Origin of the sequence: Roseivivax halodurans JCM 10272 (assembly GCF_000521785.1) — a bacterium.
GTDB lineage: Bacteria > Pseudomonadota > Alphaproteobacteria > Rhodobacterales > Rhodobacteraceae > Roseivivax > Roseivivax halodurans.
The window spans coordinates 1-22636 of record NZ_JALZ01000045.1 but is presented as its reverse complement, the minus strand read 5'-3'; the positions used below and the strand labels follow the sequence as shown (position 1 = coordinate 22636).

Annotated in this window: 25 protein-coding genes; 16 read left to right on the top strand and 9 right to left on the bottom strand. The window is 63.2% G+C overall.

What is annotated here, in order from left to right; translation table 11 throughout:
• The first annotated feature begins 176 nt into the window (after positions 1-176).
• The 5 genes from OCH239_RS23950 to radC all read left to right on the top strand — a co-directional run bounded on the left by OCH239_RS23950 (position 177) and on the right by radC (position 4807).
• Positions 177-389 carry a type II toxin-antitoxin system antitoxin gene (locus tag OCH239_RS23950; RefSeq protein ID WP_425280305.1) on the top strand — a complete coding sequence of 71 codons (213 nt, stop codon included), beginning with the start codon at positions 177-179 and terminating at the stop codon, positions 387-389.
• Positions 390-1012: 623 nt separating this feature from the next.
• Positions 1013-2524 (top strand): plasmid recombination protein, encoded by a 1512-nt coding sequence (locus OCH239_RS19245; protein WP_037266481.1) that lies wholly within the window; start codon positions 1013-1015, stop codon positions 2522-2524.
• Positions 2525-2630: 106 nt separating this feature from the next.
• Entirely contained in the window at positions 2631-3404 is a 774-nt protein-coding gene (locus tag OCH239_RS19240) for an endonuclease/exonuclease/phosphatase family protein (protein WP_037266479.1), read from the top strand.
• A 13-nt stretch (positions 3405-3417) separates the two neighbouring features.
• Complete coding sequence (locus tag OCH239_RS19235; protein ID WP_157577964.1) at positions 3418-3717, top strand: hypothetical protein; 300 nt, start codon at positions 3418-3420, stop codon at positions 3715-3717.
• A 361-nt stretch (positions 3718-4078) separates the two neighbouring features.
• Positions 4079-4807, top strand: coding sequence for a RadC family protein (radC, locus tag OCH239_RS19230; RefSeq protein WP_341871956.1), 729 nt, complete (start codon positions 4079-4081; stop codon positions 4805-4807).
• Between the two features lie 235 nt (positions 4808-5042).
• Here radC and OCH239_RS19225 read toward each other — a convergent pair whose 3' ends face one another.
• Complete coding sequence (locus OCH239_RS19225; protein ID WP_051489628.1) at positions 5043-5288, bottom strand: winged helix-turn-helix domain-containing protein; 246 nt, start codon at positions 5286-5288, stop codon at positions 5043-5045.
• A gap of 123 nt (positions 5289-5411) precedes the next feature.
• On the opposite strand from OCH239_RS19225, the gene OCH239_RS19220 reads away from it, so the two are divergent.
• Together OCH239_RS19220 and OCH239_RS22360 are read left to right on the top strand one after the other, a co-directional pair.
• Positions 5412-5732, top strand: coding sequence for an NIPSNAP family protein (locus OCH239_RS19220; RefSeq protein ID WP_037266468.1), 321 nt, complete (start codon positions 5412-5414; stop codon positions 5730-5732).
• Positions 5729-6109 (top strand): antibiotic biosynthesis monooxygenase family protein, encoded by a 381-nt coding sequence (locus OCH239_RS22360; RefSeq protein ID WP_084782672.1) that lies wholly within the window; start codon positions 5729-5731, stop codon positions 6107-6109. Before OCH239_RS19220 ends, OCH239_RS22360 begins: the two co-directional genes overlap by 4 nt.
• 591 nt (positions 6110-6700) lie before the next feature.
• Here the strand turns inward: OCH239_RS22360 and OCH239_RS19215 are convergent.
• Positions 6701-7045, bottom strand: a complete 345-nt coding sequence (locus tag OCH239_RS19215; protein ID WP_051489627.1) for a thermonuclease family protein — start codon at positions 7043-7045, stop codon at positions 6701-6703.
• Between the two features lie 492 nt (positions 7046-7537).
• Between OCH239_RS19215 and OCH239_RS19205 the strand changes: the two genes are divergently transcribed.
• The gene (locus OCH239_RS19205; protein ID WP_037266466.1) at positions 7538-8017 is read left to right on the top strand and encodes a hypothetical protein; all 480 of its coding nucleotides are present in this window, start codon (positions 7538-7540) and stop codon (positions 8015-8017) included.
• A gap of 223 nt (positions 8018-8240) precedes the next feature.
• On the top strand, positions 8241-8558 hold the full coding sequence (locus OCH239_RS19200) for a hypothetical protein (RefSeq protein ID WP_037266464.1): 318 nt from the start codon (positions 8241-8243) through the stop codon (positions 8556-8558).
• Between the two features lie 504 nt (positions 8559-9062).
• Here OCH239_RS19200 and OCH239_RS19195 read toward each other — a convergent pair.
• Entirely contained in the window at positions 9063-10352 is a 1290-nt protein-coding gene (locus OCH239_RS19195; RefSeq protein ID WP_037266462.1) for an MFS transporter, read from the bottom strand.
• A gap of 221 nt (positions 10353-10573) precedes the next feature.
• Between OCH239_RS19195 and OCH239_RS19190 the strand changes: the two genes are divergently transcribed.
• From OCH239_RS19190 to OCH239_RS19175, 4 genes are all read left to right on the top strand, one after another.
• Entirely contained in the window at positions 10574-11080 is a 507-nt protein-coding gene (locus OCH239_RS19190) for a GNAT family N-acetyltransferase (protein WP_037266461.1), read from the top strand.
• A gap of 392 nt (positions 11081-11472) precedes the next feature.
• Positions 11473-12309, top strand: a complete 837-nt coding sequence (locus OCH239_RS19185; RefSeq protein WP_157577963.1) for an alpha/beta fold hydrolase — start codon at positions 11473-11475, stop codon at positions 12307-12309.
• 55 nt (positions 12310-12364) lie between these two features.
• Positions 12365-13417: a P-loop NTPase family protein gene (locus tag OCH239_RS19180; RefSeq protein WP_051489626.1), complete on the top strand. Its 1053-nt coding sequence runs from the start codon at positions 12365-12367 to the stop codon at positions 13415-13417.
• A complete protein-coding gene (locus tag OCH239_RS19175) occupies positions 13417-14973 on the top strand; it encodes an ABC transporter transmembrane domain-containing protein (protein ID WP_037266458.1) in 1557 nt (518 codons plus the stop codon). The genes OCH239_RS19180 and OCH239_RS19175 overlap by 1 nt, the downstream gene beginning before the upstream one ends.
• A gap of 22 nt (positions 14974-14995) precedes the next feature.
• On the opposite strand, the gene OCH239_RS19170 is transcribed toward OCH239_RS19175, so the two are convergent.
• Entirely contained in the window at positions 14996-15754 is a 759-nt protein-coding gene (locus tag OCH239_RS19170) for an anti-sigma factor family protein (protein WP_037266443.1), read from the bottom strand.
• A 45-nt stretch (positions 15755-15799) separates the two neighbouring features.
• A complete protein-coding gene (locus OCH239_RS19165; RefSeq protein WP_037266441.1) occupies positions 15800-16300 on the bottom strand; it encodes an RNA polymerase sigma factor in 501 nt (166 codons plus the stop codon).
• A gap of 107 nt (positions 16301-16407) precedes the next feature.
• On the opposite strand from OCH239_RS19165, the gene OCH239_RS19160 reads away from it, so the two are divergent.
• Positions 16408-17913, top strand: coding sequence for a S8 family serine peptidase (locus tag OCH239_RS19160; protein ID WP_037266439.1), 1506 nt, complete (start codon positions 16408-16410; stop codon positions 17911-17913).
• A gap of 208 nt (positions 17914-18121) precedes the next feature.
• On the top strand, positions 18122-18361 hold the full coding sequence (locus tag OCH239_RS19155; RefSeq protein ID WP_037266435.1) for a hypothetical protein: 240 nt from the start codon (positions 18122-18124) through the stop codon (positions 18359-18361).
• A 201-nt stretch (positions 18362-18562) separates the two neighbouring features.
• Here OCH239_RS19155 and OCH239_RS19150 read toward each other — a convergent pair whose 3' ends face one another.
• The gene (locus OCH239_RS19150; protein ID WP_037266432.1) at positions 18563-19195 is read right to left on the bottom strand and encodes a tyrosine-type recombinase/integrase; all 633 of its coding nucleotides are present in this window, start codon (positions 19193-19195) and stop codon (positions 18563-18565) included.
• A gap of 207 nt (positions 19196-19402) precedes the next feature.
• On the opposite strand from OCH239_RS19150, the gene OCH239_RS22925 reads away from it, so the two are divergent.
• Complete coding sequence (locus OCH239_RS22925; RefSeq protein WP_157577962.1) at positions 19403-19708, top strand: hypothetical protein; 306 nt, start codon at positions 19403-19405, stop codon at positions 19706-19708.
• 691 nt (positions 19709-20399) lie between these two features.
• Here OCH239_RS22925 and OCH239_RS23945 read toward each other — a convergent pair.
• The 3 genes from OCH239_RS23945 to OCH239_RS19140 form a co-directional block, all read right to left on the bottom strand.
• The gene (locus tag OCH239_RS23945) at positions 20400-20579 is read right to left on the bottom strand and encodes a ParB N-terminal domain-containing protein (RefSeq protein WP_037266426.1); all 180 of its coding nucleotides are present in this window, start codon (positions 20577-20579) and stop codon (positions 20400-20402) included.
• A 316-nt stretch (positions 20580-20895) separates the two neighbouring features.
• Positions 20896-21393: a hypothetical protein gene (locus OCH239_RS22350; RefSeq protein WP_084782666.1), complete on the bottom strand. Its 498-nt coding sequence runs from the start codon at positions 21391-21393 to the stop codon at positions 20896-20898.
• Positions 21394-21606: 213 nt separating this feature from the next.
• Positions 21607-22623 (bottom strand): IS5 family transposase, encoded by a 1017-nt coding sequence (locus OCH239_RS19140; protein ID WP_037266482.1) that lies wholly within the window; start codon positions 22621-22623, stop codon positions 21607-21609.
• Between the last annotated feature and the right edge of the window lie 13 nt (positions 22624-22636).

Here is a 22636-nt window from a genome sequence, read left to right as displayed (position 1 = left end):
ACCCGGAGAGTGCCGGGATCAGCCGCGAGAATGCTTGCGAGATCGGGGTGGGCGAGAAGTTCGCAGGCGTGATAGGCGAAGGGTTAGCCATGGGTGATCTCCTTATCCGAGATTGGCCTGGTTAGACCCCCGTTGATGTTCCAGCATCGGCGGGGGTCGATTTCCTTGTGTAGTTAATGTATATACATTCTGATGGAGGAAGTAAAGAGGATGTATATACAAAAATGCGGGAAAAGAAGACTGCGCAGATCAATCTCCGGATATCTCCAAGTCTGAAGGAAGCGGCCGACCGTGCTGCGGCATCTGATCAAAGATCTCTGACGTCCCTGATTGAAAAGCTTCTCACAGACCATCTTCGCAAGTCCGGGTTCCTCGACGAACCTCACTGACCGAAACACCGGCGATCTGAAGAACTCGCTTCTCTTCAGCTCAGTCGTACACAGTGGGATGCCGTCCGTAAGGATCAAACAGGAAGTCCGAGCAAAAAGGCATCCATGCCCCGAACATTCCGGGTCCAGCAGGCTGCTGGCCTCAGGAGGCGAGGGGAGGGGATCGACGGGGGTATCCCCCTCGCGAGCAGGCAGGTTGAAGGTTCGGGGCCCAACCCGGAACTGCAACGGGATGCGCGTCAATGATCGCGCTGCCGTCGGTCCCGGAGACCTGAGCGGGCGGCGATGCTGAGCGACGCCCGGGCGCGTCCTGAAGCGCCTTCGGCGCGCGGGGTGTCGAGAGGGGCATCGCCCCTTCGGCCTGGGGTTTCGAAAGGGGATGCGCAGCGGTCCCCTTCGCCGGAGAGGCATAACGGGCGCGCAGCGGCAGGTTATGCCTAGTAGGTTTTGCCATGCGGAAGCCGACGTGGCAGACAAACAGATGATCTTGCTGAAAATGGTGTTTCGGATTTTCGCCGATCGCGCGGATCCTCGGGGGTATGAAAGATTTACCCGACACCCAGCCCCAGCTTTCCCCGGACGCCAATCCCCGTGCTGTGTCCGTCCGACTTGAACCGCGCACAATGTCGAAAGCCAAGGGCACGCGGCGCCACGACTTCAGGATCGGCAAGCTTCCGAGCTATGTCAAGAAAGAGCGCGTCCACCTCAATCGCATTCTGATGCCGATGCGGCCTCTCCCGCAGATCAAGAGGGAGAATGCCGAGCTGCGCAAGAATGCGGGACGGCAGCGGGCCATGAAGTCGAATGCCGCCGTGATCACCTCCGGCATCATCACGTTCGGTCGCGAGGCGGCGCGGATGTTTGAGTCCCTTTCGTCGGCCGAGCAGGATGCCGCCTTCCGGGACCTCGCCATGGCCATTGCGGCCCAGCTCGACACATCGCTTGAATCCCTGGTGGTCCACCTGGACGAGACCACGATCCATGCGCACTTCACGCTTAGGAGCTACACGACCGCAGGCCTGGCTCTCAGCGAGGCCGCCAAGCGTGGGACGATGTCAGGCCTCCAGGATCTGGCAGCCGAGATCATGCAGCAGTACGAGCCCGGAATCGAACGGGGTCACCGGAAGTGGGACCGCATCGAGGCCGGAGCGGATTATCCCGATACCCTCCATCGCAGCGTGCGCGAACTGCATCAGGACCTGCCGGTGGAGATCGAGATGCTTCGCCTCCAGCGTGACGAGGAGCAACTGGCGCTCAAGGAGCTCACGAGCCAAAGAGAGGCCGAGCGGCTCGCATTGGATACACTCCTCGCAGAGAGCGGAGACGCCGAGGCGGATCTCAACCTCATGCGGGAGGAACAACAGACCCGGATCGCCGCACTGGCCTGTATGAAGGCCGACGCAAAGGTGCAGCAGTCGGAACTGGACGGGCTGCGGGCCTCCGCCGACAAGACGCGAAGGCACCTGGCCGAGCTCGGCGCGAAAGCGGTCGAGGAGGAGAAAAAGGACAAGCGGCGGAAGGCCTACATGGCCCGCCTCGAGAAGAAGGAAGTGGAGATCGCGGCACGGCAGGCCGAACTCGACCGAAGGTCTGCGGGCACGGCAGCGGCCGAAGCGGCTCTGGCGGAGAATGCCCGCGTTATCGAGGCACGTGAGGCCGACGTGGTGCTCCGGGAGCAGCGTCACAGCGAGGCGGCAGAGACGGCACGTCTGGAGGCCGAGCAATTGGAGGCCAGAGCGGTCAAAGTCGCGAAGCGGGAAGACGAGGTCGCGGCGGCGCGGTCCGAACTGGTGGCGGAAGCCCAAGATGTACGGACGCAGAAGGGCGAGCTCGAGACCAGTCTTGCGGCCATCGATCATGTCCTTGGCGCGGTCGAGACCGGAAGGATCCGGGTCCAGGACAACGGGAAGGTCGCGTTGCATGATCCGGCGCCAGTCCTGGCCGCTCCGAAGTCCCTGCGCTCTCGTCTGCTCCCGAGCATCATTCGGCTCGTTCGCAAGATCGACGCGACAGACAAGCGGGCATCGCGTCTCGAGGCGATGATGACGCGGGTGCGCCGGCTCCTCCGCCGTCCGGATCTGCCGAAGGACGTCGACCAAGAGGCGAACGACATCACGCGTGATTGGGACATGTGAAGACCGCTGTTGCGAGCGGTTGAGGTCAAGAGCCCGATCGTTCCCTGCTGCAAGTCCCGCTTAAGTTGTGCTATCCTCAGGCTAGGATTTTTGCGGGAGTCATTTCATGACGAGCCTATTTCCCGTGCTGCGCGCAGCGTTCCTGCTCATCGCCGTGGCGACGACGGCCGCGGCGCAGGACCTGAGTGTCATCACCTGGAACATCGGTGGGGCGGAACGCGATGCCGAGGCGGTGGCCACGAGCGCGGCCGCGATGCTGGATGAGGTCGGCCCCGCCGACATCCTGATCCTGCAGGAGGTCATCGACAGCGCGCAGGTCGAGGCCGTCGCGGATGCGACGGGGCTGGGTCACTGGGTCATCAGCGATTTTTCTCCGCCCGAAGACGTCACCAACACCCCGTTCGCCTCCCTCGAGGTGGCGATCCTGAGCGCCACGCCGATCGTCAGCGCGGCCGAGTGGGACATCACCGGACCCGCGGCCAATGGAGACAACTTCCCGCCCAGGCCTTCGTCGACGAGTGTGCTGACCGAGGAGCTGGCCATCGGCATTGGCCTGAATACCGCCCCGGCGCGCGGCTTCTTGAGAGCAAGCGTCGAGAGCGGTCCGGTTGTCTGCGCCGGGCACTGGAAGTCGTCCCGCGGGCAATCGTGCAATGCGGAGGATCTCGGTAACGCGCTTCAGCGCGAAGATCAGGCGCGCGGCCTGGCAAGCGATGCACTGAGCTTCGTGGAAGGCGGGCAGACGGTCATCATCGGCGGCGACTTCAACATCCGGGCGCCGGGCAGGGCCCTCCGGGTCGGGACAAGTCTGCAGGAGGATTGCATGCCGACCGGTTCCTGCGAGGGGGTCTGCGGGGCTGGCACTCTCTGGCTACGATGACAGCCTGTCTGTTTTGCTGGGGTTGCCCGGGGCCCGTATCCTGTCCGATGAACTCGGCCCGACCTTCATCGGCTTCGACGGTGACACCGGCGCGATCGATCATCTCATCGTGGCCGGCGCGAACGCGGAGGCCTTCGACAAGGCCAGCGCCCCGACCGTCACCGCCGACGCCTTCCATGGCTCGGACCACCGTCCGGTGGTGGCGCGCGCCGAGGCGGGGCACGATCCGACCGACCCGGAGGAACGCATCGAGGATCTGCTCCAAGAGATCGACACGCGGCTCAATGAACTCCGGACGCTGATCGTCGACTAAGCGGTGGCGTCCACGCCGGGGCCTCGAGGTTGCGCTTCAGCCCAGAACACGGCCTCCCTGCGGCGCCGGGGCAAGGGGTTCGTTTAGCGCGATGTTAACCATGAGCCACCAGCGTCGGTATGGGCGAGCGAACCTCCCGCCCGTAGTGACAAGCGAGGTCGGGCAAATGCCATCGCGTGACCAACCGGGCAGCACATCCATGCCGACGCGGCTGCTCCGAGCCATTGGCGACCTGCGGCCTCGTCCCCGTGGGACCGAGACGCCGGAACCTCCAGGGCTCGCGGAGATGGACGCCCGGCTCCCACCTCCGGGCACCGAAACCACGTCCGCATGGACGCCGAGGTACCGGCAGACGGATCGCTTGTCTGTGGAGGCATGCGCCGGCGGCGGATTGGTCGCCGGACCGGACGGGGCGCTCAGACCCCATTACTGGGGCCACAGGCAGCGCTTGCGCGACCGTTTCCTCGCCGGCGGGCACGCCGCGATGCCCGAATACGAACTCCTGGAGCTGCTGCTCTTCAACGCGATCCCGAAGATCGATGTGAAACCGCTCGCCAAGCGGCTGCTCGCCGCCTTTGGCGACCTGAACGGTGTGGTGGCGGCGTTGAAGCATCGTGTCCTGCAGGTCGAGGGCGCAAGCGAACGCGTCTACCTGCAGCTTCGGATCATTGAGGCCTTCGCCCACCGCATGGCGCAATCCACGATCCTTCACCGCGAGGTTCTGTCGTCGTGGGACGCCCTGATCACGTATTGCCGCACAGCGATGGCGCATCGCGAGATCGAGCAGTTCCGCATCCTCTTTCTCGACAGCAAGAACATCCTGATCGCGGACGAGGAGCAGGCGGCGGGCACCGTGAACCACGTTCCGGTCTATCCGCGGGAGGTGGCCAAGCGGGCACTGGAGCTGAACGCCGTCTCGATCATACTGGTCCACAACCACCCCTCGGGCGACACCACGCCGAGCCGGGCGGATATCGACGTGACCGCCAATATCGTCGCCGCCTGCTGCGCTATCGGCGTGAGCGTGCATGACCACGTCATCATCGGCAAAGGGCAGGGATACTCGTTCCGGCAGAACGGATTCATCTGAGCCGGTTGGCAGGGCCGTTTGCAAAGGCGTCTCTTGTCGCGTCCAGGATGCTCAGAACGCCGCCTGGAAGTCCGCGAACCGCGCACCAGCCGCTCCCGGTCAGGATAATCCCGCGTCCGGGCTGGCAGGTGGATCAGTTCGCCGTGCAGTTCTTTCATGGCCTCGAGTACGGGCCCGTCGTTTTCCTGCATGAGCTGAGGCGATACATGGACCCGGAAATTCGGATCGATCCCGATCAGTTGGCTGTCGAACGCGGAGTGGTGGCCACGTAGCGGTGGCGCCCCTGCTTGCGCCGTACCAGAAGCCCTGCCTCATCCATCTTCGTCAGATGGCCCAAGGCGGTCTGCGCCGTTACCCCCGCCTCTCGTGCCAGTTCCCCGGTAGTCAGGGCGCACCCGTCCATGAGCGGCGTCAGCATGGCGGCGCGGGCGGGATCGCCGACGAGGGCGGCGATCGGGGCGATGTCGGGTTCGTGGCGCATGATGGGGCTCCCTTCGAGGTCGAAACCATCCCTACACGATAAGGAACCTCGATGCTTCGGTGCGGGCCGAAGCATCGACACTATACGGACGGCTACAAGGGCCCGAATAGAACCGGAGACCCCATGACGATCACCTGCTGCATTCGCTACAGCATCGACCCCTTCCAGCGCGACGTCTTTGCCGACTACGCGCGCAACTGGCTGACCATCATTCCGGCTTGTGGGGGCGACCTGCATGGCTACTGGCTGCCCCACGAGGGGACGAACGACATCGCGCTGGCGATGATCTCGTTCCCCTCGCTTGCCGAATACGAAGCCTACCGCGCACGGCTCCGTCCGGACGAAGGCGGCGCAGCCAACTTCCGCATGGCACAGGAGAAACGGTTCATCCTGTCGAAAGAGCGCACATTCCTCGAGCCCGTTGTCCTGGAAGACGCATCATAATCGCTGTCATCTTCGAGGTCGAACCGGCGGAAGGCCGGCGAGCTGACTACCTCGCCATCGCCGCCGACCTGCGGCTCCTCCTAGACGAGATCGACGGCTTCTTCTCCATCGAGCGGTTCCAGTCCCTGGCCGACCCGGACCGCATCCTGTCGCTGTCGTTCCGGCCGGACGAGGCGGCGATCCTCGCTTGGCGGCGGCTGGAAAAACACCGGGCCGCACAAAGTGCAGGGCGCGCGGAGATCTTCCGCGACTATCGCCTGCGGGTCGCCGGGGTGATCCGAGTTTACGGCATGACGGCGCGCGATCAGGCTCCGACGGACTCACGAGAGCACCATGATGCTGGATCCATGCGGAATGATGGGCGGACCAGTTCGTAAAGCGGTAGCGGGCGGGTGCAGGTTTTGGCATGCCGCCCAATGACTCTCCGGACTCTGGCTGCAAATCCTCACAGGCACAGATTCCGTAACTAACCCCCGACAGAGGCAAAAGCCGTCGTCGCCACTAGGTGATAGAATATTACCGCATTTCCTCCCGAATGCGTTGATCTTAAATCATTCATCCCGCCACCGTCGTTCTATAAAACGGCGGCTCGTTCACGACCAAAAATTAGCCTTGCCGGTTCCTGTTGCGGCGAGATAGCATCGAGGGGGCGTTGATCAGTAAAGGAGTTTCGTGTGGCGCGTTTCATTTTTGCTTTATTTCTCGTGGCGTTGGTAGGGGCTCCGGACGCCAGTTTTTCTCAAGCAGCCTCAATGAGCGTTTCTGATCCGGCGGCTGTCTCTCAATCCGCTCCATTATCCTTATTAGAGCGTCTCAAGCGCGCGCAGGGAGACGCCGTCATTTACGACGCCGCCTGCTGTAAGATATGTCGTAAGGGCAAGGCCTGCGGTGACAGTTGTATCAGTCGGTCCTATACGTGCCGAAAAGGCCAAGGATGCGCTTGTGACGGCTAGGATCCATTGTTCGGCTCAGCGGCACCAGTCGGCGTTCTTGGACGCCTTGGCCAATCCTGCGCGCATCAGCGGCTCCCTGACGTCCTCACCGTCGCGGCCGAACAATACGGCTAGGTCTCGGCCGTAGCCACCGCCGCCGCGTCGGATGATACAGAGTTTGCCTGGCATCAGGGACCTTACCAGCTCAGTCGCTTCTGCTCCGACTTCGGCCTCATACTGGCACTCAGGGCGAAAAGTTTCCGGAGTATCGAAGGGCACGTTTCCGATGCCGGTGAGGCGTGCGTTGGCGCCATCTAGTCGAACGGTGTCGCCATCCGAAATCATGGAAGCGGTGACGGCGAGGATCGCGAGGCAATTCATCGGTGCATGGTTTCTTTCCGTAGAGCCTGAGTACCCTCGAGCTACCGCCTGGGCTTCCCCTCGTCGAGGGGATCACATCAAGGGGACGCCTGATTGTCACCCGTACTCCCTAACCCAGGCGCGGGTCACGATCAGTTGGGCCGTTGGCTTGGCAACATCATGTCTGCCGACAACTTCGCACGTCGGCTCAAGACGCTCGGCGCCCTCACGGCCTACGAATTCATCAAGATCTGGACCTCAGAGCTCGAATGATTCATCGTCGGTCAGATCCACTAGGTGCCGGGACTGAACCTGTGTACCCCGCTTCGTCCAAGGATCTATGAACATACAGCCCGATTATCGGCTCTGTGCGCTTTGGCGTGAGTCCGCACTAGTGCCGCAACAATTCGAGATACAGGTGAAAGTTGGTGATACCGCCTGAGGGGCGGCATATCATGGCGGTGTCGAGACGCCGTCGATTCTCCGAAGAGAAAGGGATATGGGCTATGCCACATGAAGAGGGTTACCATCACGCAGCTGCCCGATTTATCGGGAACTTCACCCGATCCGCTGACAGATATTCTGCGGCTCGACGCCGATCCACAGTCTGACAGGTGGAAGGGTAAGGAAGTGACCGATGACGATCTGAAACCGCTCTTCGAAGCTGTGCGGCTCATGCAGCGCCATGCTGCAAGCATCGCCACGCCTGATGACTGGCACACCGAGGCGGCCCAGAAAACATCGGGCACAGCAGCTGAATGCTCCGTGATCGCACGGGAGGCTTACAACGCTATCGCCTCGAAGGCAGGTCTTCATACCTTCGACCAGAAGTCGGCTTATCTGTTCCAATCTGACGGGCGGCAGGGCAGGGCAATGACCGACGTAAGCACGAAAGCCCTTACGGGCGGTCACGCCGCCCTGAACCCGCTTCAAGAGGCGCCGAAGGCCTGGGGTCGGAAACCCTCCGAAGTTAATGATGAAATACCGTTTTGACCTGCGGCGCTCGTCTCGAACATCTGAAACGCGGGTATCTCTCGGCCCTGTTTGATCACTTGCGTTGCGCTCTTCATGGCGACGGGGCAGGGGTCGACGAAGCGGGCGACCGCCTGGACCTTTATTCAGGGGCCTATGATCGCCTTGCGGCGGCTCACGGCTTGCCAGACCTCAAAGCGGCTCTCCGTAAGGATCGGCCCGACGACTGCGAGGAGATACCGTTTTGAGTAGGCCCAATCTGTGGTGTCCGCACTGCAATGAAAAGCTGTTCTCGGTCTACCTCATGTCGCAGCAGGACCCGATACGGGAAAGCTGGCGACATACCTGCCGCGAGTGCGGGCCGATCAAAGCGGAAGATGCGCGGAAAAAGCGGTTCTCGCTTTATGACGAAGGGCTGTGCCCAGTCTGCGGCGTGGATTTGCAACCGATGCACGTCATTCTCGATCAGCAGCCACGGGTGGCTGAATACTGGTATATCTGCAAGGAACACGGGACGTTCAAAACTGGTGAGTTTCCATTGAAAGAAGATGCCCGCGAATAGGGACGGCTCCTGATGGTCGCACGGTATGGCCTCCCTCATTTCGTTACACGCAGTCGACCTGCCGTGAAACGGGCGCCGTTGGCAAATGTGAACTTACATTTGCGCTATGCAATCCAAAGGGACGTCAGATAACACTATTACCTATTCCGTAAAATTTAGTGGCGTTCTCTCACGGTAGCCGACTTTCGCTACGATCTGCCCGAGCAGCAGGATAGCGGACTTTCCGGTCATTCGGTGGCCAAACGATGCAACTGCAGCATGACAATGGAGGCGCTCGCAGCTGCAGCAACCGGGGTTCTGCGTCGCGCGCAGATCACGGAAGCGGTCGTTGAAGGCTGCGTAAAACCAGGGAATCTAAACCCACCGTTCGCTGCGCCTCATCGCAGCGCCGCCAATGCGGACTTTTCTGCCGTTCGCTGCGTCAGGGACGAGGGTCTGTTTCAAGCCGGCATAGTCGAAGAACTTTTCTGCGGAGGCCATCTAAGAGTAGCTATCCAGCCGGTGCTAGTTCTGCGTCTGCAGCGCCAACAGGATCGCCAAGGCTACGGCTGCCCCAAGACCGACCGTCCCCGCGATCCATGCGGCGCCGACGCCTTCCGCCGCGCCAATCCAGCCCAGGACAAGCAGGCCCACCATCGCGCCCAGCTGCTTGAGAAGAGACTGGACCGAGAGGATCGTGGAGCGGCGATTGTCCGGCACTTGGGCGTGCAGGATGCTTGCGGCAGGCGATTCCGACAGGCCCAGCACCATGGAGAAGAGAAGAAAAGCTCCGATGAAGCCCTCGAGCGATCCCTGCCAGGCCAACGCGATCTGGCAAACGATGAGCGCACCAAGCACGACCGCGAGCGTCACCGCATGTCGGCGCCCGAAGAGGCGGCCAACCTGGCCGGCGAGACTTGCCCCAACGGCGATTGCCAGGAAATACCCTGCCGTCAGAAAACCAACTGCGGCAGCAGCGCGTTCGGGATCGAGCATGGTCTGCACCACGGTGGGCCAGAGCACCTCGACCGGGTTGGTCGCGAACAGCATGACTGCAAGGATTGTCAGGAGCATAGAGAGTATCCGGTCCGAAGCCGCGAGCTGCGCGCCATCTCGGATCGTGTTCGGAACAGCGCGTACCTCTTGCAGGATGACAGCAGTGCCTAGGGAGCGGGCCGGCTCCTGGATGAGAAGGACGGAATACGCGAACACGGTAACTGTCAGCGCGAGGCCAGCAGCATAGGACACGTCGTAGACGGTCTGGCCGATCAGCGGGGCTGAAGGGTCGTTCCCCGCGATGAGGCCGGGCAGGACTCCCCCCACGATCGCACCCGTTCCCAGGCCCGTAAAGTTTGCCGCCTGCGCACGCGCGAGGAGGGGCTGGATTTCGATCCCGGGCGCGTGCAGGCGCAGCCCCTCCACGTACCAGGCGTCCAACGTTCCCGACCGCAACGCGCGCCCGAGGCCGACCAAAGCGAACGACGCGGCGAGCGGCCAGAACGTTTCGGACAGGATGAAGACGACGGAGGCCGTGAAACTCGCCACTGTCGCGATCAAGAAAACCGGCTTACGGCCCAGCCCATCAGCAAGCCCGCCGAAGGGTAATTCGGTTATCATGGTCACGGCGGCGTAGACGGCGAAGAGTGCTCCGATCTCGCCGACGCCCAAACCCCGACCCTGAAGGGCCAGAGCCGTCACGGCCACGATGACCCCCATGGCGAACCGGTCTAGGAACTGGTGTCCCTGAAAGAGATACACGTGCCGACGCGCGGAAGTCGGCAGCTTTGCGAAGGGCGCCTCTACGTCAGACAGCATTTTCGGAAGTCTGAGTCAGCGAGGTGCGCGTTGCAACTGTTATAGTGAAATCTTCACCGAAGCCGCTACTCGTGAAGTCTGCAGCATCGTGAAATGGGGCTCTCCTCGAACCTTTGCCGCGGCTTGCTTGAGCGACGGCGGTGCGGGACCGAGCGGACATTGGAAACTATGAGCCGATCCATTAGCGATCTTCCGTGATTTGATGGCTACAAGGAACGGGGATGACGATTGAACAATCATACGCTTACCGGACTCTGAAAGGTGACGATCACCAGTCATGGGCAGCTCTACGCCAAGAAGGAGCACGCGACTTCCCCCTTGGTTTCCTCTTCACCGCCGAGGAAGCTGCGACCATGACAAGCGACGAAGCCCGGTCCATCCTCAATAAAGGTCATACGCGGGGTGTCTTCGACGCTTCCTACATGATCGGATATTGCGGCTTGCAAATAGAGACATTGCAGCAAACGCGACACCGGGCCGAAATCGGGCCATTCTATGTGACTTCGGCGTACCAGGGGTGCGGAGCAGCCCGCGTCTTGCTGGATGGGGTCATACGTGAGGCGCGCATGCGAGACGTCGAGCAACTCGAACTCTACGTTGACGTCGGGAATACTCGAGCACTCGCATTCTATAAGAGGTTTGGCTTCGAGCGTGTCTCAGTTCATCCGGACGGGTTTCGGATAGACGGTAAACCTCGAGACGCATACTTTTGTATCCTGCGGATCTAAGGCAAGACGCGAGCTCTTCACTGGACCAATCGCGTGGCACAAGCTGCGCTGTTGTGGTGGTAAGTAAGGGCACGTAGCCTGACCTTCACTGGCGCTGGCGGGAGCGGCTCGTGTGCGGACAAAGTGTGAATTCGCTGCGCCATGTTGGAAAGTCTGATTCGTCGACCGCGAGGCGGTAATTTGTTTGCCGCCTCGTGCGGGATGTTCCGTAGTCGAGCTTTTTCCAGTCACATCGGACGTTGCATTCGTCCTGTGTGCGCCGCCGTCGGCGCGTCGTCAAACCCCAGCACAAGGAGGTGTGGGCGGACCGTTCGTGATTTTCCGTTCAGCAAGGGAATAAACCCGGCGGGTCTCCGTAACCCTTCCAGAACCACCAATCTGGAGACGGAAAGATGAGACCGATGACCGCAGAGACCTTCCAGAGTTCCAGCATCGACAGGCTCCGCGTGGCCTCCTCGGCGGGCACGGTTCAAGCGCGTGTGATCCGCCCGCTGCTGGTCGGACGCCGGCCACTGCTGGTGCTACACGGCATCTCGCGCAATGCGCGAGAACTTACACGGCTCTTCCGCGAGGAAGCCGAGCGGACGGGGCGGCCGGTCATTGTGCCCCACTTCAAGCAGAAGGACTGGCCGCACTTCCAACGCCCGTCGGCAGCAGCGCGACCGGATCAGGCGATCCTCGAGCTGCTGAATGTCATTGCGGCAACGCATCCCGAGTACGGGCGCAACTTCGACGTGTTCGGGCATTCGGGCGGTGCGCAGCTCGCACACCGACTCGCCATGCTCTATCCGCAGCGCTTCGGCACCGTCAGCCTGGCCGCCGCCGGATGGTACTGCCTGCCGGACGAGAGCATGCCCTATCCCTACGGTCTTGCGCCCGGCGAGATGAAGGATGCCGTCGACTGGATCCGCCGCAAGCGTGCGGGCCTCGACGCTTATCTCCGTCTGTCCTTGAGAATCTACGTGGGAGACGAGGACATCGAACGCGACGAGGCGCTGCGCACTGGCGCCGCGCTCGACGCGGGCCAGGGCCGCACGCGCCGCGACCGGGCGCACGCCTATGCCCGCGCGGTCCGGGCGGCTGCGGAACGCCGCGGTATCGCGCCAGATGTCACGATGACCGAATTGCCGGGCTGCCACCACGACGTGGAGCAGTCGATCACGGAGGGTGGGCTCGCCCGCCTTGTGACCGGTCCCGCGCCCGTCGGTTTCGGTAGGACCCTGTCCTGAACCGGAGGCGCGCTTGTCGACCTCTTCCCCTCAACTTGGCCCTTGGAGATCAAAGATGGCCCTTTTGCCTGAATCCCAGCTTCACGATGCCAAATGGACCTTCGCGACGCGCCGCGTTCCGCACGAGATCGCTGTCGCGATGGATCGCGACTTCGCGGCGGCGCGGCCGGGCGACCTCATCCTCGCGCAGGTCGCGAAGATCGGACAGCATCGCCGGGTTCAGCTGCCATCCGGCCGACCCTCCGACATCTATCCCGGTGACATGCTCGTGCTCGCTTGCGGCGCGCGCTACGCCCCTGACCAGTTCGAGGGCGTGGCCGAGATAGATCCCGAGCGGGCAGACCTTCTGGCCGGAGGCGGTTGCATCGGCCGGATGACGGCGAGGAACGCACGGATCAAGCGCGCAACCGAACTCATCCCCATCGGGCGGCTCCTCGACGCCAGCGGCGCGCCGGTGACCCTGGCCGATCACGCGCTCGCGCCACAGGCCTCGGGGCGGCAGATCCCCGTGATCGCCGTCTGCGGCACCGCCATGAACAGCGGCAAGACGCTCGCAACCGCGCAGCTTGCGCTCGGGTTGCGCCGTGCAGGCTGGCGCGTCGCCGCGCTGAAGGGCACCGGAACCGGTGCCTTCGGCGACTACAACGAGTATCTCGACACGGGCGCTCACGTGGTCGCCGACTTCACCGACGCCGGCATGGTAACAACCTACCGCGAGCCGATCGACCAGGTGAAGGCTGGGATTGATCGTCTATTCGCCCATGCCGAGGACAAGGGCTGCGACATTGCCGTTATCGAGATCGCGGACGGCCTCTTTCAGCGCGAGACGGCGCAGCTGCTGGCCGATCCAGACTTCCAGGCGCGTATTTCCGGGCTGGTGTTCGCCTGCGGCGATGCCGTGGCCGCAGCGGGCGGTGTGGCGGAGCTGAACCGGCTGGGTCTGAAGGCCGACGCGCTGACCGGCATGCTCAGCTGTTCGCCCATGGCCTCCGACGAGGCAATGGCGCAGACCGGGATCGACGTGCTCACCAAGGAGCATCTCTGCGATCCGGCCGAGGCCAACGCCTTCGCCCTGCGCGCGGGGGCAGCCTGGAGGGAGGCAGCCTGATGCGGTGTCCCGGGCCTCTCGCCAACGGGCGCGGGCGCGGGCTGGCGCGCGTGACCGCGCTCACGCTTGTGCAAGGCGCCGCCGCCGGAGCGGCGGCCTTGGCCACGCGCGGACTCTTCGAGGCGCTGCGTGCCCCGGGTCCGCTCCCGGCCACGCTCCTCGCCGTTCTCGCTGCGTCGGGCGCCGTGATCGCGGCGGCGCGGGTCGCGGCCCGGGTGTCGGGCGAACGGCTGGGCCAGAGCTATGCCCGCGACATCCGCATGGCGTTGTTCGAGCATGCCGCCGGCATGCCCGCAAGCGACGTTGCCGCCCGGCGCAGCGGCTACATGAGTTTGCGCTTCGTCGGGGATATGACGGCCTTCCGCAATTGGCTCGGTCTCGGTCTGCCGCGTCTGATTGCGGGCGCCGTGCTGATCCCGCTGGCGTTGATCGTGCTGGGACTTCTCGAGCCGGCCTTCGCGATTTGGACGGTGCCGCTCGTGGGAGTCGCGCTCGCCGCGATTACGGCGGGTGGGCTCCGGCTGCGCCCGTTGCATCGGCGCTTGCGCGCGCGTCGCGCCCGCATCGCCGCCGAGATGAGCGAACGCATGCCACTCGCCCCGCAGCTCGACCGGCTCGGGCGCCGTCGAACCGAACGGCGCCAGCTCGACAGGCGGATCGACCGGATGGTCGCGGCGGCGGTTGCGCGGCTTCGCCTCTCCGAGGCCCTGAAGTCGGTGCCCGACGCCCTTGCGGGCCTTGCCGCCGTTGCCATCCTCGTCGCCGGTGCACGCGTAGGCGCGAGTCCCGGAACCATCGCGGCAGGGCTCGCATCGCTCGGTCTCGTGCTCTCTCCCATGCGCGACCTCGCCTCGGTCTGGAACCTGCACTCCGCCTGGCGGCAGGCGGCGCGCAAGGCCGAGGCGGCGCTCGCTCGTTCGCAGCGCGGGACTTATGCCGACCGCAAACGTCTGCCGTCCGGTCCGGCAGAGATAAAGCTGCAGGGACTGCCGTTACCCTCGGGACAAGCGGTAAGTCTGCACGTTGCGCCGGGCGCAATCGCGGTGCTTCCGGCGCGCGATGGAGACGGGGACTACACCCTGCGCGCGCTGGCCGGGCTGGAGAACGTGCCCCCCGACTGCATCCAGCTCTCCGGCATCTGCATCACGAGCCTCAGTCGGGGCGCGCTTCGTCGCGGAGTTTCAGCGGTCGGAGCGACACCACCGATACTTCAGGGCTCGTTGCGACGGGCGCTCACGATGGGTGTGACGGATCGGATGCCGGACGCTGATTTGGAAGCACTGGCGCGCCAGGCTGGTCTCGTCCGGACGCTCGATCGACTGGGCGGTCTCGATGGAACGGTCCGCGAGGGAGGGCGCAACCTTTCGGGTGCCGAGAGCGCCGCCATCAGCCTCGTGCGGGCGCGACAACTGAGGCCGCGGCTCGTTCTTCTCGAAGGGACGACCGGGAGCCTCGATGCCGGGATGCAGGAGCGCATTGCAGGCTGGCTGAATGCCACCGGCGCCACGGTGCTGCGGCAGGCCGGGGCGATGGAGGTGGCGCGCCGAGCGACCTGACTGTTTCAAGGTGGGCAAGCATTCAACGCAACCGCGCGAGCGCCTCGGCCTCGTCCTCCGGTGGCAGCGGTGCGCCCGCGCCGGAACTCATGTAGTAGGCGTCGAGCACTTCCAGCGAGGAGGCCGGGGCATATGCCTCGTCCTGCGCCCCGCCCGCATCCATGGCAAAGCGCAGCGACCAGCTGTTCTCTTCGGCGCAGGCAACGGACACGGTGCGCTGTCCGGACGCGTGCATTTCGTATTCGCGGCAGAGCGCGCCGTCCGCCCCTTCGAAGGAGGCAACAGGCGCGATCTCACGCCCGCCGTCCAGTTCCGCGGTCTCGCCAGAGGGCAGGGAGGCCAGGGCCGCGGCCACACCCGCGTCGATCCGGGCGAAGCCGCCCGACGCATCCTCGCCAGTATCGCCCGGCTGGCCGAGGCGATATCCGCCCGCGAGCCCGACGGCGAGCGCAAGGCAGGCCGCGGCAGCGGCGGGATACCAACCGGCCCCGGGACGCTGCGCCGCGCGGGCCGCACCGAGGCTTGCGACCGCGTCGCCATCGGCGTGCCGCGCGGCGATCGTGTCGCGCATCCGCGCCTCGAACCCCTCGGGCAGCGGTTCTTCGGCCCGCGCCGCGCCGGCCCCCCTGAGACGGTCCCGCGTGACCACAAATCGCGCCAGCCGTCGTGCGACCTCGGGATCGGTGCGGACCCGCTCGGCCACACGTGCCGCCTCGGTCGGCTCCAATTCACCGTCGGCATGTGCCATAAGCGTCTCGTCGGAGATATCTTCTCGGGTCATGTGATCATCCTGCGTCTGTTCCCCGACAACGTATCGCGCCGCGCTTTATTCCAGACCCAGCGCTTCGGCGAGAGCGATGCGCGCGCGCGAGAGGCGGCTCATGACTGTGCCGAGCGGCACGCCGAGGATCTCGGAGGTCTCGGAATAGGACATTTCCTCGTAGCAGACGAGGATGAGCACCTCACGCTGCGACGCGGGCAGGGTGTCCAGCGCCTGCTCGGTCGCATCGACCATCAGCCGCGCTTCGGTCACGCGCCGTCCGTCCTCACCGACCGCTTCGGCCGCCTCGTCGATGTCCGCCTCCGGCCCGCGTGTCGCTCGGCGCCGGGTCATGTCGATCCAGGCGTTGCGCAGGATCCGGAAGCTCCAGGGCTCGATCCGCGTCTCCGGGTCAAAGCTGCCTTGCGACTCGAGCGCGCGCATCACGGTGATCTGGACGAGATCCTCTGCCACGTCACGCGCCCGGCACAGCGACAACGCGAACCGGAAGAGGTTCGGCAGCACCGCGATCAGTCTCTCTTCGAATGGGGGTTCGGTGCGCGACATGAGGGGCTTTCGCGTCTCGCGGAACGCGGTTCCGCGAGAATTGGAATATTTTGTATGGCCCTACGTAAACCGGGGGACCGGTTCAGGCTACACAAAAGAGGCCCCTCATGACTCCGAGCAAGTCCTTCATCACCTTGGCAATTGCCTGCTTTGTTCTCTTGGCGCAACCGCTCGTCCCCGTGACGGAGGACACCGGCATGATTCGTGCGCAGGAAGACGGGGACGATGACGACGACGGTGACGACGATGACGACGGGGATGATGACGACGATGATGACGACGATGATCGCGGCGGCGGAGGTTTTGACAGGGACGACGAAGACGATGACGATGATCGGGCCCGTCGTCCGCTTGGAAGCGGCACCGATCCGATCACGCGCTTCCTTGAAGGCGTGTTCGGTCGAAACGATGACGCGCCCCGCCGGGTGCAGCGCCAGCCAGCACCGGCGCCCTCGCCGGACCCCGAGCCGGAACCGGTGCCGCGCCCCTTGGCCGCACCCGACGAGATCGTAACGCTTGCCCTCAGCGATGCCGATCTCACCACGTTGCAGGCGCAGGGCTATGCGCTGATCGAAACCTACGACATCGCCACGTTCGGCCAGACCGCGCGCCGCCTGACCGTGCCCGCGGGAACGACGCTCGAAGAGGCGCGCGCCGCCGTTCGTGCGCTGCCGACCGGAGAGGAAGCCGATTTCAATCACTTCTACCGCGCCGAGCAGGGCTTTCCGCCTGATTGCAGCGGTCTCGAATGTCCTGCACGTGTCGCGTTCGGCTGGTCGCTGCCCGAGGGGCGGGACGTACGCTGCGGCCGCGGAATGGCGATCGGCATGGTCGATACCGGCATCAATCCCGATCACGAGACCTTCGCGGGCGCCGATCTCGCTGTCGAGACGCTGAGCGAGCAGGACCTCACACCGTCCGAGGATCTGCACGGCACGGCCATCGCTGCGCTGCTGGTGGGCGCGCCGGGCACGCGCTCGCCGGGCCTTGTGCCCGGTGCGTCCGTCATGGCGATCGACGCGTTCCACCGCGACAGTGGCGATGAACGCGCCGACGTGTTCACCCTCATCAAGGCGCTCGACCGGCTGGCCGAGCAGGGCGTCGAAGTCATCAATCTCAGCCTCGCGGGGCCGGCCAACACCGCGCTAGAACGACTTGTGACCGAGTTGTCGGGCCCGTCCGACATCGTGCTGCTCGCCGCGGCCGGGAATGCGGGCCCACGCGCGGACCCGCTCTATCCGGCAGCCTATGACGGGGTGGTAACGGTCACGGCGATCGACCGCGACCGTGCCATCTACCGCCGGGCAGTGCAGGGTGACCATGTGGACGTGGCGGCGCCCGGTGTTGCGGTCTGGACGGCCGCCTCGATCCGCGGCGCCCGGTGGAAAACGGGCACGTCCTACGCGGTGCCGTTCGCCAGCGCGGCAGCCGCGGCCCTGCGGCAGGCAGATCCGAACCTGACTGCGGCTGAGGTGCGGCAGGCGTTGCGCGATACCGCTCGCGATCTCGGCGACCCGGGACCCGACAAGGTATTCGGCGCCGGGCTCGTGGCAGTGCCGAGCGTGTGCCGCAAGGACGCCCCCGAGGCACTTCCGGTGTCCATGCCGGACTGAGCGGAGCGGAGGGTCGCCTAGAAAACCGGATGCAGAATTGTATCGTGCGGTTAGACAACATCCGTTCGTTCGATATCCAGCATTCGGTAACGGAGGGCTATGTTCCCTCGTCCGCCGCGGTCGCTCTGATCGGACGCTTTCGTGCTGCGGGTGATCATCGAAATGCTTATGATAAATTTCTAACCCTATTCTTTTAGAAACGGCACCCATGCCCGATCGAACGCCCCCATCCATCTGGCTGCTTGCGCTTCTTGCTCCGATCCTCGCCGTGCAGGGGCGCATCGTGCGGCGCGGCGCAGTGCGGCTCCGAGAGCCGGACGGCCCGAGGGCCGGCCGGACGGGGGCAGGACCGTCGTTGCGCCTATTGATCGCTGGCGACTCCTCGGCTGCCGGGGTGGGTGCCGACACGCAGGCCGAGGCGCTCAGCGGACGCCTCGTCGGCGAGTAGTCCAACCACTTCGAGATTGACTGGACTCTGATAGTGCGGCCAAAAGGAACACCATGCTGCGACCGCAGCGCAGTTCGCAGGAGCCGACATTCACGCGCCGCGCAGCATCAGTTGGAATCGGGCTCGAAGCCAGCGTTGGTGCGCATACCGCTGCGTGTCCGGTCTTGGATGGCGAACGGCGTAAGCCGTTCGCCAAGATTATCAGATGTCGACCGACTCGGCGATGCTCAGAGCATCCTCGAGTTCAACACCCAGATACCGGACGGTACTGTCGACCTTCGTGTGCCCAAGCAGGAGCTGGGCTGCGCGAAGGTTCCCTGTCTTTCGGTAAATTTGCGCCGCCTTTGTGCGCCTCAGCGAGTGCGTGCCGTAGCCGCTCGGTTCGAGGCCGATTGCCGTCACCCACTCCCGGACGAGCCGTGCGTATTGCCGCGTCGAGATGTGCGGTCTGTCGTGAAACCGGCTCGGGAACAGGAAGGCGCAGCCGATCATCTGCGGCCGTGCCACCCAAGCCGAGATCGAAGCGCGAGTGTTTTCCGTGACTTCGAACTGAACTGGGCGCTGGGTCTTGCTCTGAATGACGGACACGCGTTCGCGAACGCTGCCTCCGACGACGAGATCGGCGACCTTGAGCCTTACGAGGTCACACCCGCGTAGCTTGCTGTCGATGGCCAGGTTGAACAGCGCTAGATCGCGCAGGTTGCCTGAGAGTTCGAGGCGCGCGCGGATCGCCCAAACCTGTTTCGGCAGCAGGGGCCGCTTCTGGCCGACCAGCCTGCCGCGATTCCAGGGACGTCGCTTCGGCTTGGCGACGGGGAGCTGGATCTTGGACATGAGACTTCCTCCATCCATCCCTCCCGGCCCAGGCGTCGACATCGCGTGACCCCGGGATAGTAAGCGAAATCGCGAACGACCGTTGACGAAGCCTACAGCCAGCGCTCCGACGCCGCGCTGCCGCAGGTCGGCTTGGAGCCCTGACTTACACTTGTTCGATCCTAATAGAAGGGTCATTCTTCATGCGCTACCAAGGGTTCCAAAGGCATGATCTTAGCATTCTGCACCTCTGTTATCTTGGCTATTGTTCTGTCTTCTGTAATCGCAAATCAAAGATTACCGATGGCGACACACTTGCCGATGCAATGGGGCTTGAACGGCAAACCTACGTGGTTCGCGCCTCGTGTTATCGGGTTAACCTTCACTCCAGTTTTGGCAATTTCGGTCACAGGGTTCATTTTTGTCGTCGAAGGGCGGGCTGAAGCTCATATCGCAGCATTAGTGGCGGTCGCTTTTCTTGCAGCGCATCTTCTGCACCTAATGCTGGTTTATCGGCATTTAACACGTTCCTGAACGGCCGGTTTGTCCCGCGCTGCGGTCGCTGCTCCCGAGGGTTTCGCTGCGCGGCGCACGAACGACCGGATCCACAGCTGCGATGCGGCATAAAGATTTGCCGCGTCACAGCAAAAATTCCGCTGCGAGCGCGCGCAGCGAGAATTTGATACTTCCGCAACGGGCTGATTGTGTTGAAAAACTCAGGCGGCTCCAATGCGGCCCGAAATCCCAGAACGCCTGTTCTAACTGGGTTCTAAAATGTCGCCTCAGGGGAGGGGGTTCGTCTTTCACCAGAACGAAATTCTGGTCCGAGGCCAGTGATTGTCGAGACAGGGAGTTTTTCAACACCATCCGCTCGAAGCCGTCGTCCGCCGCGACCTGTCTCGACGACAGCTACGCGGAGATTGTGTTGAAAAACTCGGGCGGCTCCAATTAGATCAGAAATCCCAGAACGCCTATTCCTACTAACCACTGAAACGTCGGCTCAGTAGGTATAATTCGCCATTTACCAGAACAAAATTCTGGCCCGAGACCGGTGATCGTAGAGTAGCGAGTTTTTCAACAACATCCGGACAAAGCTGCCAATCGATAAATGACCGCTTCCGTTCACGGGGAGCACTCGCGCCTCGCCTGAAACTCGCGGAACTGGTCGAGCGGATGCAGTAGCGCGCCCTGGACGTTCTCGGCGAGGCTGTCTTCTTCGGCGAGCTCATCGTTGCGGACGATGCCACGGCACCAGGGCGGTCTTGTTCATGCGCTTCTGCTTGACCAGTAGTTCGAGCGCCCGGTACCGCCACCAACCGACCGAGATCGTGTGCATGCCGGTCTCGGCGCCGCCGTCGTCCAGCACGGGCCGCACGGTGATGGAGCTGAGTAGCGTACGCCGCACCCGGCCATTTGCATGGCAAATGGCATTCGGCGCTCAAATCGGTCCACTGGACCGATTTGCGGGCGCGCCTCACCCTCGGCCATTTCCTCGATTTACACGCCCGCCTTGACGTGGCGCACATTCAACTGGCTTATCATCAGCTTGTTGAACGGGATGTCGCGCGAGGCGCTGAGGGTGATCGTCTGTTGCTTGGTCACCGGGATATCTCCGCGACGGGCCCGCCGGGAGCCTCTCTCCCGAAATCCAAACCCGTCACGGAAAACCCGGCAACCCTCTCACTTTGTGAGCGCAGAACGTTCCAAAACCACACAAGAGATCAGCTTGGTGAACCGCCGCCAGCCGCGAGGATTGCACCAGCCAATGCGCCTAAGAAACCAAGCACGCCAGAAAGCACTGGTATCCACCATCTCGCCAATTCAGTCTTGGCAACCGCTCTAGAATGCAACTCGATGGCAGTGTTGACCAAGAGGCTCAATTCATCGGAGTTTAACGGTGTTCTAGAAATTCTATCTTGGTTCGCGGCTGCATAGAACTGTTCTGTCGTCAGAATCGCTCGACTATCGATGTCGAAACGCTTTTGATGCTGCCGCCTTGCCACAAGAGAAGCCTTCTCTCGTTTTGAATCCAGTCTGAAGAACTCTGGATGCTCCAAAAAGACGGCTTTCCAATGATCCCCTTGGTTCTCATCGCCAGTTATTCGGTCGGCCCACGTCGCAAAGTCCAACTTGTAAAATTTGTAGGTCGCCATCGCTTGTAACGCCGCAATAACTTCAGCAAGTCGATTATCATCTTTTAGGTATGGTGACTTCGACATTGGCTATCTCAATCTATACTTTTGCATCTTCTTTTTTCCTTAAGTTCATGGAGCGTTCCATTAGCAAATTCGTGGTTGCATTCAAATTCCCTATCGAACAATCCAAGCGATTTTGTGATGTAATCCGTGCTGTGACGGAACATTCTCGGTGCTCTGGTCGGCTTTGTTGCGCAAAGAGGCTGAAGGCTGCACTTCCCCTTTCCCCGGACGCACTTATCCCGTGGGCTCGGTGACAGGTATTCCGAGCGCAATGTAGCCGTTCAACACGGCGGCGCGGACTTGGAGTTCTGCGACCTGACGATCGAAGTCGCGCGCCATGAGGCTCTGCCCCAAGAGCTTCACGCAGTGCATCTTAGTCTCGGCGCGGCTTCGGCGGTGGTATCCGCTCCACTTTCGCCAAATGGCGCGGCCGAGGTATTTCGATGCGCGCAGTGCCTCTTTCCTGGCAATGGCGCCGGCGGTCGAAGGCTTCCACGGCTTGGCGTTTTTACGCGGCGGAATGACGGCGTGTGCGCCTCGATCTGCGACCGCGTTGTGGCACTTGCGCGTGTCGTATGCTCCGTCCGCGGTGACTGACGCGACTTCCTCATCTGCCGGGATCTGATCCAGCAACTCGGGCAATGAGGAGGATCGGGAAACGGTCCGGGGGACCGTTTCCCCGACGAATGGCGCATCGCCGACCCTGCTCCCCGTAACCTCGATGGCCCGAATTTCCAGCGTTTGTTCATCGACGCCGATGTGAATCTTGCGCCACAGGCGGCGTTTCGCGCCACCATGCTTGCGGGCGTGCCATTCGCCTTCGCCTTCCGCCTTGATGCCGGTGCTGTCGATCAGCAGGTTCAGGGCCCCCTGCGAGCCGCGATATGGAATGGCCACGGCCAAGGTTTTCTGCCGCCGGCGCAGCGTGCTGAAATCCGGCACATCCCAGTCAAGGCCAACCAAGCTCAGCAAGCTCTGCACGAACCCGGTCGTCTGACGGAGAGCCATGCCGAAGAGGACCTTCATCGTGAGGCACGTCTGGATCGCGCTCGTCGGGGAAACGGTCCCCCGGACCGTTTCCTGATTCTCCTCATCTCTATACCGTGCCTGCCGGCCTCGCTTGCCGGTCGGGGGCGGCACCCAGACCAAGTCCGGGTCGAACCAGATCGTCAGCGAGCCACGCTGCTTCAGCGCTTCGTTGTAGCACGGCCAGTTCTTGGTTGTGTAGCTCGGCGGGAGAAGTCTGCTCATGGCGCCCCAGCTA

Bases quoted from the DNA above. Each gene is read 5' to 3' on its own strand.
- OCH239_RS23950 (WP_425280305.1), top strand. From the start codon at position 177: ATGTATATACATTCTGATGGAGGAAGTAAAGAGGATGTATATACAAAA.
- OCH239_RS19245 (WP_037266481.1), top strand. From the start codon at position 1,013: ATGTCGAAAGCCAAGGGCACGCGGCGCCACGACTTCAGGATCGGCAAG.
- OCH239_RS19240 (WP_037266479.1), top strand. From the start codon at position 2,631: ATGACGAGCCTATTTCCCGTGCTGCGCGCAGCGTTCCTGCTCATCGCC.
- OCH239_RS19225 (WP_051489628.1), bottom strand. From the start codon at position 5,288: ATGCGCCACGAACCCGACATCGCCCCGATCGCCGCCCTCGTCGGCGAT.
- OCH239_RS19220 (WP_037266468.1), top strand. From the start codon at position 5,412: ATGACGATCACCTGCTGCATTCGCTACAGCATCGACCCCTTCCAGCGC.
- OCH239_RS19215 (WP_051489627.1), bottom strand. From the start codon at position 7,045: ATGAATTGCCTCGCGATCCTCGCCGTCACCGCTTCCATGATTTCGGAT.
- OCH239_RS19205 (WP_037266466.1), top strand. From the start codon at position 7,538: ATGAAGAGGGTTACCATCACGCAGCTGCCCGATTTATCGGGAACTTCA.
- OCH239_RS19195 (WP_037266462.1), bottom strand. From the start codon at position 10,352: ATGCTGTCTGACGTAGAGGCGCCCTTCGCAAAGCTGCCGACTTCCGCG.
- OCH239_RS19190 (WP_037266461.1), top strand. From the start codon at position 10,574: ATGACGATTGAACAATCATACGCTTACCGGACTCTGAAAGGTGACGAT.
- OCH239_RS19185 (WP_157577963.1), top strand. From the start codon at position 11,473: ATGAGACCGATGACCGCAGAGACCTTCCAGAGTTCCAGCATCGACAGG.
- OCH239_RS19180 (WP_051489626.1), top strand. From the start codon at position 12,365: ATGGCCCTTTTGCCTGAATCCCAGCTTCACGATGCCAAATGGACCTTC.
- OCH239_RS19175 (WP_037266458.1), top strand. From the start codon at position 13,417: ATGCGGTGTCCCGGGCCTCTCGCCAACGGGCGCGGGCGCGGGCTGGCG.
- OCH239_RS19170 (WP_037266443.1), bottom strand. From the start codon at position 15,754: ATGACCCGAGAAGATATCTCCGACGAGACGCTTATGGCACATGCCGAC.
- OCH239_RS19165 (WP_037266441.1), bottom strand. From the start codon at position 16,300: ATGTCGCGCACCGAACCCCCATTCGAAGAGAGACTGATCGCGGTGCTG.
- OCH239_RS19160 (WP_037266439.1), top strand. From the start codon at position 16,408: ATGACTCCGAGCAAGTCCTTCATCACCTTGGCAATTGCCTGCTTTGTT.
- OCH239_RS19155 (WP_037266435.1), top strand. From the start codon at position 18,122: ATGCCCGATCGAACGCCCCCATCCATCTGGCTGCTTGCGCTTCTTGCT.
- OCH239_RS19150 (WP_037266432.1), bottom strand. From the start codon at position 19,195: ATGTCCAAGATCCAGCTCCCCGTCGCCAAGCCGAAGCGACGTCCCTGG.
- OCH239_RS22925 (WP_157577962.1), top strand. From the start codon at position 19,403: ATGATCTTAGCATTCTGCACCTCTGTTATCTTGGCTATTGTTCTGTCT.
- OCH239_RS22350 (WP_084782666.1), bottom strand. From the start codon at position 21,393: ATGTCGAAGTCACCATACCTAAAAGATGATAATCGACTTGCTGAAGTT.
- OCH239_RS19140 (WP_037266482.1), bottom strand. From the start codon at position 22,623: ATGAGCAGACTTCTCCCGCCGAGCTACACAACCAAGAACTGGCCGTGC.